The sequence below is a fragment of the Nonomuraea sp. NPDC051941 genome (assembly GCF_044593615.1).
Genome location: NZ_JBIUCF010000009.1, coordinates 106,766 through 119,159, shown reverse-complemented (window position 1 = coordinate 119,159; position 12,394 = coordinate 106,766). Strand labels below are relative to the sequence as shown.

The 12,394-nt window shown below is 71.0% G+C and carries 11 protein-coding genes; 4 read left to right on the top strand and 7 right to left on the bottom strand.

The window, feature by feature from the left end; translation table 11 throughout:
• Positions 1-70 precede the first annotated feature (70 nt).
• The gene (locus ACIHFD_RS17660; protein ID WP_397367787.1) at positions 71-487 is read left to right on the top strand and encodes a VOC family protein; all 417 of its coding nucleotides are present in this window, start codon (positions 71-73) and stop codon (positions 485-487) included.
• A 33-nt stretch (positions 488-520) separates the two neighbouring features.
• Positions 521-1,615 carry a winged helix DNA-binding domain-containing protein gene (locus ACIHFD_RS17655; protein ID WP_397367786.1) on the top strand — a complete coding sequence of 365 codons (1,095 nt, stop codon included), beginning with the start codon at positions 521-523 and terminating at the stop codon, positions 1,613-1,615.
• Positions 1,616-1,638: 23 nt separating this feature from the next.
• On the opposite strand, the gene ACIHFD_RS17650 is transcribed toward ACIHFD_RS17655, so the two are convergent.
• Genes ACIHFD_RS17650 through ACIHFD_RS17625 form a run of 6 tightly spaced genes read right to left on the bottom strand, consistent with a single transcriptional unit; the run spans position 1,639 to position 9,160 of the window.
• Positions 1,639-3,495: a hypothetical protein gene (locus tag ACIHFD_RS17650; protein ID WP_397367785.1), complete on the bottom strand. Its 1,857-nt coding sequence runs from the start codon at positions 3,493-3,495 to the stop codon at positions 1,639-1,641.
• Between the two features lie 2 nt (positions 3,496-3,497).
• Positions 3,498-4,328: a carbohydrate ABC transporter permease gene (locus ACIHFD_RS17645; protein WP_397367784.1), complete on the bottom strand. Its 831-nt coding sequence runs from the start codon at positions 4,326-4,328 to the stop codon at positions 3,498-3,500.
• Entirely contained in the window at positions 4,318-5,259 is a 942-nt protein-coding gene (locus tag ACIHFD_RS17640) for a sugar ABC transporter permease (protein WP_355196890.1), read from the bottom strand. The genes ACIHFD_RS17645 and ACIHFD_RS17640 overlap by 11 nt, the downstream gene beginning before the upstream one ends.
• A 1-nt stretch (position 5,260) precedes the next feature.
• The gene (locus tag ACIHFD_RS17635; RefSeq protein ID WP_397367783.1) at positions 5,261-6,514 is read right to left on the bottom strand and encodes an ABC transporter substrate-binding protein; all 1,254 of its coding nucleotides are present in this window, start codon (positions 6,512-6,514) and stop codon (positions 5,261-5,263) included.
• A gap of 19 nt (positions 6,515-6,533) precedes the next feature.
• Positions 6,534-8,138 carry an FAD-dependent oxidoreductase gene (locus ACIHFD_RS17630; RefSeq protein WP_363967923.1) on the bottom strand — a complete coding sequence of 535 codons (1,605 nt, stop codon included), beginning with the start codon at positions 8,136-8,138 and terminating at the stop codon, positions 6,534-6,536.
• 8 nt (positions 8,139-8,146) lie between these two features.
• Positions 8,147-9,160 (bottom strand): LacI family DNA-binding transcriptional regulator, encoded by a 1,014-nt coding sequence (locus tag ACIHFD_RS17625; RefSeq protein ID WP_397367782.1) that lies wholly within the window; start codon positions 9,158-9,160, stop codon positions 8,147-8,149.
• A gap of 274 nt (positions 9,161-9,434) precedes the next feature.
• Here ACIHFD_RS17625 and ACIHFD_RS17620 point away from each other — a divergent pair, with 274 nt between their 5' ends.
• Positions 9,435-10,400 (top strand): hypothetical protein, encoded by a 966-nt coding sequence (locus ACIHFD_RS17620; protein WP_397367781.1) that lies wholly within the window; start codon positions 9,435-9,437, stop codon positions 10,398-10,400.
• 240 nt (positions 10,401-10,640) lie between these two features.
• On the opposite strand, the gene ACIHFD_RS17615 is transcribed toward ACIHFD_RS17620, so the two are convergent.
• A complete protein-coding gene (locus tag ACIHFD_RS17615) occupies positions 10,641-11,261 on the bottom strand; it encodes a TetR/AcrR family transcriptional regulator (RefSeq protein ID WP_397367779.1) in 621 nt (206 codons plus the stop codon).
• Positions 11,262-11,337: 76 nt separating this feature from the next.
• Between ACIHFD_RS17615 and ACIHFD_RS17610 the strand changes: the two genes are divergently transcribed.
• Positions 11,338-12,294, top strand: coding sequence for an aldo/keto reductase (locus ACIHFD_RS17610; protein ID WP_397367778.1), 957 nt, complete (start codon positions 11,338-11,340; stop codon positions 12,292-12,294).
• The last annotated feature ends 100 nt before the right edge of the window (positions 12,295-12,394 follow it).

Sequence of the window (12,394 nt, the reverse complement as noted above, 5' to 3'; positions counted from 1 at the left end):
GCCACAACCTGACCGCTACCCCTGAAAGTGTGGTCGGCGACCGGGAAGACGACCGACCAAGGAGCACATCATGTCCGTGAACACCGTGACCCATCTGAACTTCCGCGGAGACGCCCGGGCGGCGCTCGCGTTCTACCAGTCCGTGTTCGGCGGGGACCTGGCCGTGATCACCTACAAGGACGCCGGAAACGTCCAGGAGCCGTCCGAGGCCGATCAGGTCATGTGGGGCCAGGTGAGCGCCGCCGGCGGATTCGAGGTCATGGCCTACGACGTGCCCTCGCGCCTGCCGTACAGCCGGGGAGAGAACGCGTTCTTCGTCTCGGTGCGCGGCGAGACGGCCGAGGAGATCACCGCGTACTGGGAGAAGCTCTCCGACGGGGCGACCGTGCTGCAGCCTCTGGGGCCCGCGCAGTGGGCCCCGCTGTACGGGATGCTGACGGACCGGTTCGGCGTGACCTGGGTCATCGACGTCGCCGCCCAGTACTGATCATCACAGAACGCGCTGCGGCAGGATGATCGCATGACTGTGCTCGACATCCGGACACTCAACCGCGCGACGCTGGCGCGGCAGCTACTGCTCGACCGCGCCGACTTACCGGTGCGGGACGCCGTCGCGCACCTGTGCGGCCTGCAGGCGCAGGAGCCGCAGGAGCCGTTCGTGGGGCTCTGGTCGCGGCTGCGCGCGTTCGAACCGGCGGCGCTCTCGGACCTGCTGACCGGGCGTCACCTGGTGCGGACCATTCTCATGCGCCGCACCGTTCACCTCCTCACCGCGGAGGACGCCCTGGCCTGGCGCGCCCGCCACGACGCCATGCTGCGCCAGCGCATGCTCGGCACCTACCGCCGCGAGCTCGACGGGGTGGACCTCGACGAGCTCCTGGCGGCGGGCCGGGCGGTGATGGCCGACGGGGAGCCCCGCTCGATGGGCGAGATCGGGCGGGCGGTCGCCGAGCGCTGGCCGGCGCCGGGACCGCGCGTGCTGGGCGAGATGCTGGTCGCCGCCCTCATCCCGATGGTGCAGCTGCCGCCGCGCGGGCTGTGGCGGACGAAGGCGGGCGTGAGCAACGCGCTGCTGTCCTCCTGGCTCGGCCGGGAGATCGACCCGCCCGCCCCGAACGGCTCGGACCCGGTCGGCGAGGCGCTGGTGCGGCGCTACCTGGCCGCCTACGGCCCGGCGGCCTCGGCCGACCTGCGCGCCTGGTGCGGCCTGGCCGGGCTGCCCGGCGCGGTGGCCGCGGTACGCCCCGAGCTCGTCTCCTTCCGCGACGAGCGCGGCCGGGAGCTGCTGGACCTGCCCGACGCGCCGCGTCCCGACCCCGGCACGCCCGCGCCGGTGCGGTTCCTGCCCGCCTTCGACAACGCGATCCTCGGCTACCACGACCGCGGCCGGATCATCGACGAGGCCCACCGCGGCCTGTCGGTCGCCGGCGCCCGCGTGGTCCTGGTCGACGGCCGGGTCCGCGCGACCTGGACCGTCGAGGACGGCACGGTGGCCGTCACGCCGCTGGGCCGCCTGTCCGGAGCCGACCGCGACGCCGTCGGCGAGCAGGGGCGGGCCCTGGCGGCGTTCCTGTCCGACGGCGACAGCCACCGCGTGCGGATCGGCGACGGCTGAGGTCACCCAGCCCGTCGGACGCGTCACCCCATGATGACCGTGAGGTCGAACGTGCCCTGGTGCGGGATGCGGAGGGCGTGGAAGCGGCGGGCGCCGTCGCGGAAGTAGCGCACGCTGCCGGCCTCCAGGGTCGCCTGCAAAGGGGTGTTCCAGCGCAGGCGGATCGTGGTGCGGCCCCTGCGGAGGTCGAACCCGTCGGCGGTGGCGGTGGTCGTGCCGCCGAACGCCGCCCGGGTGCCGTCGGTGAAGGTGAGGACGTCCGTGGGATGCAGGACGAGGGGGATCTGCTCGGTGGCGGCGGCGTTCGCCGTGACCGTGCGCCGGATCGCCCGGCGGGTGACCAGGACGTCCGTGGTGACGTTCGCGTTGCCGTAGCGGATGCCGAGGGCGGCGGGGGCCCGGCCGCCGCTCCACTCGTGGCCGCCGGGGGCGCCGTGGAAGTAGGTGGCGGGCAGGGAGCCGTTGGAGTCGGGCGCCTGGCCGGGGAAGACGGTGGACCAGCAGGCGTAGTTGTTGTCGTTGAGCCCGCAGATGATCGTGCCGGCGTCGGGGTGCCACAGGAAGGTCAGGCCGGTACGGCTGCGGGAGGCGCGCGTGCCGAAGTAGCCGCCCAGGTACAGGCCGGGCTTGCGGACGTACAGGAAGTCCTGGCTACCGTCCCTGCGCAGCTCGGCGAAGTCGTTCGAGCGCAGGTAGGGCAGGTCCGCGATGGCTTCGGCCCGCTGCCGCCTGCTGGGGAACCGCTCGCCGTACAGGCCGTGGGTGAGGATGCGGGGCGAGGTGTCCTGCTTGGCGAGCGGGGTCACCGGCTCGGTGGAGGCCGCCCAGGCCGAACGGGCGTCGGCCAGGTCCTCGCGGGCGGTCATGAAGGCCGACAGCAGCGGCACCTGGCGGGTGAACGTCCAGTTGAGCGCGGTCCTGTCGGGATCGGGCCGGACCTCGTCGTACCAGCGGGCGCTGGTGCGGGTGGAGGGGGCGACGTTGACCAGGTATCCGGCGCCGTCGGGCTCGCGCAGCAGGTTGTAGGACAGGAAGCCGGTGAACGCGCGGGCCATGTCCACCAGGTGCGCGTCCTGGCTGTGGAGGTAGGCGTCGGCCAGCTCGGGGAGCATGACCTCGAAGTTGTAGTTCATGTCGTGGCCGCCCTCCTCGTAGAAGAAGCCGGCGGGGCTCTGGCCGACCGCGGGGAGCCGGGCGAACGCCTCGGTCAGGCGGGTGGCGAGCGCGGGGTCGGGGTCGAGCTGGAGCGCGTGCGTGGCCCCTGCCAGGCCTGAGGTGGTCTGGTTCGCCCAGGTGAGGCGATCTTGCCAGACGACCCGGTTGCCGGCGTCCAGGAACCACGTCATGGCCTTGCGCAACGCGGCGGTGAGCTGCGCCTGCCGCGCGGGCAGCGCCCCGGACGCGCGCAGGAGGCGCAGGGTCTTGGCCAGGTAGCCGAGGCCGAACCCGGTGGGGGCCAGGCCGTGCTGGTCGCGGCTGTACTCGGGGAAGGAGCCGTCGGGGTGCTGGAGTGACAGGTAGTGGCCGAGCGCCGCGTCGAGCGCGGCCAGCAGGCTCGCGTCCCCGGCGTACGGGTTCCACGGGCGGGCGTTGGCGTGGAACCAGGCCAGCGTGAAGACGTGCTCCTGCACGCGGGCGTTGTACGACGCCGCCGGCGTACGCCACCAGCCGCCGGCGAAGAAGCCGCTGCCGTCCATGTCGTTGACCATGGGTGCGAGGGTGGCCAGGTACGGCGCGAAGCGCTGCTCGTGGGGGGCGAACGACGTGCGGTCCAGAGCCGGCGGCAGGGAGGGGATGGCGGCGAAGGCGGTGCCGGGCGCGAGCACGGGGACGGCCGGGAGCAGCGCGGCGGCGCGGAGGAGGGTGCGGCGGGAGAGCATGGTCAGCCTTTCAGACCGGTGTGCGCGAGCCCCTCGATGAACTGCCGCTGGGCCAGCACGAAGACGACCAGGATGGGCAGGGCGGTCATCGTGGCGGCGGACAGCTGCACGTTCCACAGGGGCGAGCCGTAGGCGTCGACGAACTGGGTGAGCGCCTGCGGCAGGGTGAACTTCGACGGGGTCGACAGGAACACGATGGGTTCGAGATAGAGGTTCCACGAGTGCAGGAAGGTGAAGATGGCGACGGCGCCGAGCGCCGGCCTGGCCAGCGGCAGCACCACCCGGCAGAAGGTGCCGAAGCGGCCGAGCCCGTCGACCCTGGCGGCCTCCTCCAGCTCGTCCGGCAGCGTGATGAAGAACTGCCGCATGATGAACGTCGCCAGCACGCTGGGCGCGCCCAGGATCGGCACCAGGATCAGCGGCCAGTGCGTGTCGGTCATCCCCGCCGCGTGGAACATCTGGAACAGCGGGACGATCGTCACCTCGCTGGGGATCAGCAGGCCGACGAGCACGACCAGGAAGAGCACGTTCTGGCCGGGGAAGCGGATGCGGGCGAAGGCGTAGCCGGCCATCGCGGCCACCGCCATCGTCCCGGCGGTCACCACCGCGGCGATGTAGAGGCTGTTGAGGTACTGGTGCCCGAACGGCTGCAGCTCGAAGACCCGGCTGTAGGTGGAGAAGTCGAACCTGGAGGGCACCAGCGCGGGCGGGAAGGCGAAGATGTCGCTGATCGGCTTCACCGACGAGGTGACCATCCACCAGGTCGGGAAGACGAACGGCACGCACAACACGCACAGCAGCGCGTACAACGCGAGCTTGACCCTACGACTCATGGAAGACCCACCTCCGGCGCAGCCGCCACTGCAGCAACGTCAGCGCCGCGACGATCAGGAACAGCAGGACCGACAGGGTGGCGCCGTAGCCGAGGTGCCGGAACTGGAAGGCCTGCTGGTACAGGTAGTAGACGAGGACAGTCGTGGACATACCGGGCCCGCCCTGGGTGAGCACGGCGATCTGCGCGAACACCTGCAGCGACCCCACCACGGTGATGATCGAGGTGAGCAGGATCGTCGGGCTGATCAGGGGCACCGTGATCCGCAGGAACCGGGTCCAGGCGCCGGCGCCGTCGAGCTGCGCCGCCTCGTACAGCTGGCGCGGCACGCCCTGGAGCGCGGCCAGGAACAGGACCATGTTGAGCCCCACGTTCTTGACGACCTGGACGACGACGACCGACAGCAGGGCGGTGGTCTCGCCGCGCAGCCAGTTGGGGCCGTCCACGCCCGCCGCGCCGAGCAGGCCGTTGATGCCGCCGTCCTGCTGGAGCAGGAACTGCCAGACGATGGTCCAGGCGACCAGCGACACCAGCACCGGCGAGAAGAACAGCGTGCGGAAGAACGTGGTGCCGCGCAGCCGCTGGTCGAGCAGGATGGCCAGGGTGAGGGCGAGGGCGAGGTTGAGCACGACCAGGCCGACCGAGAAGAGCGCGGTGCTGGTCAGCACCTGCCCCATGTTCGGGTCGGCGAGCAGCTTGGCGTAGTTCTCGCCCCCGACGAACTCGAACGTGCCCGCCAGCACGTTCCACTCCTGGAGGCTGTAGTAGACGACCAGGCCGAGCGGCAGCAGGACGAACAGCGCGCTTCCGGCGAGCTGCGGCGAGATCAGCAGGTAACCGACGAGGGCGTCGCGCCGGGGGATGGTCCAGAAGTGGCGGGGCCGGGCGGCGGCGCGGTCAGCCACCCGGTTGCCGAGATCCGTCACCGCCACGTCATCCGCCCAGCAGCGGCTGGATCTTCGCGCACACGCCGTCCAGCACCGCCTTGACGTCGGCGTCCGGCTTCCACAGCGGGTCGAGTGCGGCCCTGGCGGTCTGGGCGAGCTCGGCCTGCCCCTTGTGGCTGGGCTTGACCACGCCCTTCTCGATGCCGTCGATCACCACCTTCTGGAGCTGATCGCCGTTCAGCAGGGGGCTGGTCTTGGCCATGGTGTCGGCCGTCAGCAGGGAGGTACGCGCGGGCGGGAAGTACGCGGCGAGCTTGGCGGAGTTCGCGGAGTTGGTGAAGTAGGCCAGGAAGTCGGCGGCCTGCGCGGCCCTCGGCGACTTCTTCAGCACGCCGATCCCGGCCTGGCCGATGACCGCGTACTCGCCCTTCGGCCCGGCGGGCAGCGGCACCAGATCCCACTTGAACGTCGCGTCCTTCAGCATGGCGGCGCGGGAGATCTGGGCGACGGCCATCGCCGTGTCACCGGAGAAGAAGTCCACGGAGGTGCCCGGCCCCGGCATGGACTTGTCGGTGAAGATCGCCTTGTGCATGAACGTCATGGCTTCGACCATCTCGGGCGCGTTGAACTGGCACGTGCCGCCGTCGTCGCTCCACGCCTTGGCGCCCCAGCCCTGCCAGACGGTGGCGAGGTTGTCCCAGGCCTTGTAGTCGAAGTTGAGGATGGTCAGGCCGTTCTTGCCCTTCGCCGCCACGGCCTTGTTGATCTCGTTGGCGTGCTCCCAGTCCCACTGGCCGGCCTTGATCAGCTCGCGCGGCGCCTTCTGGCCCGCGGCCTTGACCAGGTCGGTGTTGACGAAGACGCCGAAAGGCGAGGTGGAGAACGGGTAGGCGTACAGCTCGCCGTCGCGCTCCCACAGCCGGGTGGCGGCGGGGACCAGCTCGGCCGCGTTCTCGACCTTGCTCTTGAGCGGGACGAGGGCGCCGGAGCCGACGAAGTCGGGGGCGGAGTTCTCGAGGATCCAGGCCAGGTCGGGGGCGTTGCCGCCGGCGATCTGCGTGGTCAGCGTGGTGGTGTAGTTCTCGAACGGGATCGGGTCGAAGGTGATCTCGCCGGCCTGCGGGTGGGACTTGCGGTATTCGGCGGCGATCTCCTTGAACAGCTTCAGGTGGGCCTCGTTGGAGGTCCAGATCGACATGCGCAGCGGCTGCGGGCCCTGCGCGGCCGGCGCTTCACCGCCGCCACAGGCGGTGACCGTAAGGAGGGCGGCCAGAGCGAGGGCAGCCAGGGGTGCTTTCATGGGGGATCTCCTTCTGGCGTCAGTAGCCGGTGACGTCGGGCCAGCGCAGCTCCACGCCGTCGCGGACGAGCCGGTCCTGGTAGTCGGCCAGGAGCCGGCCGTCCGCGCGCACGGCGTGCGGCGTGGTGGCGCGGTCCAGGCAGAAGGCGGCGAGCGCGCCGGCCGCCTCCCCGACGTTCCACTCCACCGGGTGCAGGCGGTAGGCGCCGTTGGTGATGTGGGTGGTGCCGATGTTCTTGCAGGCGGGCAGCAGGTTGCTCATCCGCTGCGGGATCAGCGCCCCGAGAGGGATCTCGAACGGGGAGCAGGCGACGTCGATGTAGTTGTCGCCGCCGGTCGACGGGTGCAGGTCGATGCGGTACATGCCCACGCCCACCGAGTCGTGATAGGAGACGGCGCCCTTGTCGCCGCGTACCGCCACGGACAGGTCCTGTTCGGTGACGGTGGTCAGGGCCCGGACGCGCCGGGACTCGCGGATGTAGGGGGCCTGGGCGAGCCCGTCGGCGCCGCCGGTGACGTCGCCGCGCAGCCGCAGGCCCGGGTAGCCGGTGCCGCCGTCGTGGCGGGGGGCCTCGGTCTGCAGCCAGTACAGCACCGACATCGACAGCTCGCGGGCCGCCGCCAGGTGCCGGTCGGCGTCCGGCACGTCGATGACCGGCCCCTCCAGGTAGTCGATCATCGGCCAGTTGACCAGCGCGATGTCGCTGTCGTACGCGCCCGGCAGGAAGTTGTCGCGGGCGGCGATCCTGCGGAACGTCCACAGGTTGCCGTCCCCCGGGTTGACCCGCTGGTCGGCCGCCACCAGGCGGGGGTCGTCACCCGGGTTCGGGGTGAAGGAACGCTCCACGATCTCCAGCGTCCGCGGGCTCGGGCAGCGCCACGACAGCAGCCGGTCGCCCCAGAAGGGCGGCTGGTAGGCGCGCCAGAAGTCGTACGAGGCGGGCTTGTCGACGGTGTGGTCACCGTCCACGTGGTCGATCGCGAAGCACACGGACACGGCCTGCATGTTCATCGGCTGCGCCGCCGCCGGGGCGCTCGGCTCGCCGGTGTCGGCCTGCGACTCGAAGCCGGTCACGTACTCGGTGCCGGTCAGCGGCAGCAGCTCGCCGGTCTCGGTGGCGTCCAGCACGTACGGCGCCACCGCGGTGATCTCATCGCCCCCGTCGCGGTGCGCGAGCCGCACCGCCGTGACGCGGTCGCCGTCCACCTCGGCCCCGACCGGCCGGTACGGCTGGAGCACGCGCAGCCTGCCCGACCCCCGGTACGGGGCCAGCATGGCCTCGATGACCGCGACCGCGACCCTGGGCTCGTGGCACAACTTGCTGACGTGCCCGGCGCCCGGGTTCAGCTCCGGCCACGCCCGCGCCCGCTCGGTCAGCGGGTAATGGTCGCGGTAGTAGCGCCGGATGCCGTCACGCAGCGCGCGGTAGCTCGCCGTGACGCCGAACCGCTCCACCCAGGTATGCTCGTCCGGCGGCACCGCCTGGCTGGTGAGCTGGCCGCCCAGCCAGTCGTACTCCTCGGTGAGCACCACCGATCGCCCGGCCCGCAGCAGGGCCAGCGCGGCGGCCACGCCGCCCAGCCCACCGCCGACGACGAGCGCGTCTGCCGATATCTCAACCACGTGGGGGATTACCTCTCCTCATGTACGGGTGCCAGCGTCGATCCCTCGACCAGCTCGCACACCAGCAGTTCCTGCGGGATGCCGCCGCGTTCCAGCACCTGGGTGAGCAGCTCGACGGCCCTGCGGCCCATCTCCCGCCGGGGGATGCGGAGCCCGGAGAAGTCGATGTCGGTCGACACCGGCCTGGTGGGCGCGCCCATCGCGACCATGGACAGGTCGCGCGGCACGTCCAGCCCGCGGGCCTCGGCGGCCTCGGCGATGGCCACGCCGTCGGCCAGCTCCTCGGCGAACACCACGGTCGCGCCACAGTCGAACAGCCCGTCCGCGGTGGTCAGGTGCAGCCCCTCGACACCGGCCGCGGCCACCCCTTCGGTGAAACCGCGAAACCGGTCGGCGTAGGACTCCGGGCCCTCCCCCGCTCCGACGTAGGCCATCCGCCGGTGCCCGAGCGCCGCCGCCCGCTCGACCAGCGCGCGCACCGCCGGCGGGTAGTCCGCCCCGACGTACGGCACCGGACCGCCCGCGTCGTCGCGGCGGCCGACCGAGACGAACGGAATGCCCTCGGACAGCAGCCTGGACAGATCCTCCCGGTCGATCGTCCGGCCGAGCAGGACGCATCCGTCGGCCAGCCGGATCCGGCTCTCCGCGCTGAAGATCCGCCGCCGCTCCCCCTGCTGCACCTTGGCGCTGGTGAACAGCAGCAGGTCGCAGCCCGCCTCCTCGACGCACTCCTCGATCCCGACCAGGAACGGGTGATAGAAGTCGGCGCTCTCCGCGGGGAAGACGGCCTCGTAGGTGAACACGCCGTAGATGCGGTTGCGCCGTTCGACGAGCCGGCGCGCGGCGGGGTCGGCCACGTACCCGGTCTCCCTGATCACCTGAAGGACCCGATCGCGGGTTTCGGGCGAGATCCGTACCTCGCCCTCGGCCCTTCCGTTGAGCACCAGGGACACCGTCGTCTGGCTCACTCCAGCCATGCGCGCGATGTCCTGCTGCGTCAGCCGCCGCCCTGAAGCAGTCACAGTGCGTATCACCCGTCGTTTCGATAATGCGTATTAGTTCGGTCATTCTGGGACCGGGCACAACTGGGCGTCAAGAGATAATCGCTGAGTAATTCGTATTAGCAGTGGTACGGCTTCCTCCGGCCATGGCAACATACAGTGACGCCGAGGGGCGCCGGCGAGTCGAAGACACTGCCGGCCGCACGGCGCCCATCGCCTGTCGCGACCAGGATCGGAGGGCATGTTGACCATCCATCAATCAGGCCGGGACTTACGTCCGCCCACCCGACGCGGCGTGTTACGCGGCGCCGCTTCTCTGGCCGCCGGGTCTCTGGCCACCGCCGGCCTCGTCGCCCGGCCTGCCACCGCCGGGACCGCCGCCCAGCCGGCGGGCATGCCGGTGTTCCGATACGTGCGGGACGCTCTCGCCCTCCCCCTGCACTACAACCGCACCGGAGAGTTCATCTTCCCCTGCATCAGAGGGGTGTACGACAAGCTCGGCAACCCGCGCTCGCGCTACTACCTCTACTACGCCCCCCATGAGAACCCCGGCGGCATCTGCGTGGCCTTCAGCGACACCTTGGAGGGCCCGTTCCACGACTACAGCGGCAACCCGATCATCGACAGGTACCTGCCCACCACGACGGTCAGCCACGTGTCCTCGCCGCACGTCACCTGGGACGCCGCCACGAAGCAGTTCTTCTGCTACTTCCACGGCGAGAACTTCACCACCCGCGTGGCCCGCTCCACCGACGGCATCGCCTTCACCGACGAGACCCCCATCCTGAGCACCCGCCTGGTGTCCGGCACCTCCGAGACCTCCTACGCCCGGGTCTTCGAGCATTCGCTTCCGGGCCGCGGCAACAAGTACGTCATGGTCTTCATGGGCGTGAAGAACGGCCGCCGCCTCTTCTACGGCTGGTCCCCCAACGGCTGGGACGGCTGGCAGTTCAGCCAGCAGTCGCTGGTCAACCCCGAGCCCGACGGCGTGACCGACATCTCGGGCCCGTCCCTGGTCAAGCGCAACGGCACCACGTACGTCGCGTACCACGGCAACGACGGCAACATGCGCATCACCGAGGTCGGCAACGCCTTCGACAAGGAGGTCCACCTCGGCGTCTTCCACTCGCCGATCGCCTCGGACAACGGCCGCGTGGCCGCGCCCTCGTTCGGCACCCAGGGCGGGGTCGAGTTCATGTTCTACGAGGCCGGGCCCCGGCTGCAGGCTCGCATCTGCATCGCCCGCGCCGTTCCCGCCTGACCTGCCCGCACGTCCGGGCACCCGCTTGCCCGTCGACGACCTCGCTGTCAGGCCGGACCCCCGGAGCGACCCGGCCTGACAGCACGATGGAGTGGTACCAGGCGTCGTTGTCGATCACGTAGACGTCGGGACGGCGGCGCGGATCGCGCTCGCGCCGGGCACGCCCAGTGCCGAGTGCGGCGCGATCCGTGGGCGTGCCACCTCCGCACGCTCGGTCCTGTCGCTGGGTGCGGGCCGCCGCTACCGGCCCGCGCCGGGGAGGAGGGCGTCGACGAGCAGGTCCAGGAGCCGGCCGGTCTGCTCGGGGGTATCACGGGCCGCCGTGGCGAGAAAGATGCCCAGGAGCATCGTGGTGACCTCGTCCGGGTCGACGTCCGCACGGAGTGAGCCCGTTTCGGCGCCCTTGGCGAGGATCATCGCGATCGCGGCGGTGATGCGTTCCCTGGTGGTGGAGGTCGGGATGCGGCCCGAGGCCTGGCCGGCGCGCAGCGCGTCGGCCATCCCGCGTTTCACCGCGCTGAACGCCGCGTACCGCTCCATCCAGGCGCGCAGCGCGACCTGCGGCGGGAACCGTTCGAGCAGGACGGGGGCGCTCGTGGCGATGTCGTCGAGCTCGGCGGCGTAGACCGCCTCCACCAGCGCTTCGCGGGTGGGGAAATGGCGATAGAGGGTGCCGATCCCGACACCCGCCTCACGGGCGATGCTTTCGAGCGGGACGGTGTCGTCGGCCGCCGCGAAGGCGGTCCGGGCGACGGCGATGAGCGTGTCCCGGTTGCGCTGGGCGTGGGCACGCAGCGGGCGCTGTGTCGCGGCCGGCCGCTCGGCGGAGGTGCCGGCGGACACCGATTCGGGCGAACTCAAAGCGGAGGAACCTCCGGTATTGCTCTATAGTCAGTCAGAGATATCGGAGGATCCTCCGTTATCTCTGACATCCTACGTGGACGGGATCCTCATGGCCTCCAGCAACCCCCTTTCCGACGCACAGCCGGTCAACGCCCTTCGGCCCGGCGGCACCGCGCCGTTCGCCGGACGTACCGTCTCCCGCGTCGGCTACGGCACCGCACAGCTCGAACGCCTGCACCACGACCGCGACACGGCCCTGGCGCTTCTGCGCCGCGCGATCGACCTCGGCGTCGACCACATCGACACCGCCCAGTTCTACGGCAACGGCTTCGCCAACGAGCTCCTGCGCGAAGGGATCCGGCCACAGGACGACGTCATGGTCGTCAGCAAGGTCGGCGCCGACCCCAACCCCGGCGGCCCGATCCCACTACGCCCCGCGCAGCGACCCGAAGAACTCCGCGCCAGCGTCGAGGACAACCTCATCAGCCTCGGCCTGGAGCAGATCCCGGTCGTGAACCTGCGCCGCCTGGACGCCGGCCCCGGACTACGGGCCACGGGCGACCAGGCGGTCGACCTCGACGACCAACTCGCCGTGATGACGGCGATGCGCGACGAGGGCAAGATCGGCGCGATCGGGCTGGGCAGCGTCACCCTCGACGGGCTGCGCCGGGCGATCCCCGCCGGCATCGCCTGCGTACAGAACGCCTACAGCCTCGTCACCCGCGACGACGAAGCCCTGCTCCAGCTGTGCCAGGCCGAGGGGATCGCCTGGGTCCCGTTCTTCCCCCTCGGCGGCGCCTTCCCCCAGATGCCGAAGGTGACCGACGAGGCGGCCGTCCTCACTGCGGCGGCGTCCCTCGACCGCACACCCTCACAGGTCGGCCTCGCCTGGCTGCTGCACCACGCCCCCCACGTCCTGCTCATCCCCGGCACCTCCAGCATCAAGCACCTCGAAGAGAACATCGCCGCCGCCACGATCACCTTCGACCGTGCCACGCTCAACACGCTCGACGCCGTCCCCTCCCGCTCGGCAGAGGTCCCGCTCGGCTGATCCCCGCTTGAGGCTGCTGTCAGGCCCGGCGCAGGGTTCTGGCGTACCAGCAACCTCCGATCTGACGCCGTCGATTGAGGCCAGGACGCGGCCTTGTGTC

Excerpts from the sequence above, each read along its gene's own strand:
- ACIHFD_RS17650 (WP_397367785.1), bottom strand. The coding sequence starts at position 3,495 with ATGCTCTCCCGCCGCACCCTCCTCCGCGCCGCCGCGCTGCTCCCGGCC.
- ACIHFD_RS17635 (WP_397367783.1), bottom strand. The coding sequence starts at position 6,514 with ATGAAAGCACCCCTGGCTGCCCTCGCTCTGGCCGCCCTCCTTACGGTC.
- ACIHFD_RS17660 (WP_397367787.1), top strand. The coding sequence starts at position 71 with ATGTCCGTGAACACCGTGACCCATCTGAACTTCCGCGGAGACGCCCGG.
- ACIHFD_RS17655 (WP_397367786.1), top strand. The coding sequence starts at position 521 with ATGACTGTGCTCGACATCCGGACACTCAACCGCGCGACGCTGGCGCGG.
- ACIHFD_RS17645 (WP_397367784.1), bottom strand. The coding sequence starts at position 4,328 with ATGAGTCGTAGGGTCAAGCTCGCGTTGTACGCGCTGCTGTGCGTGTTG.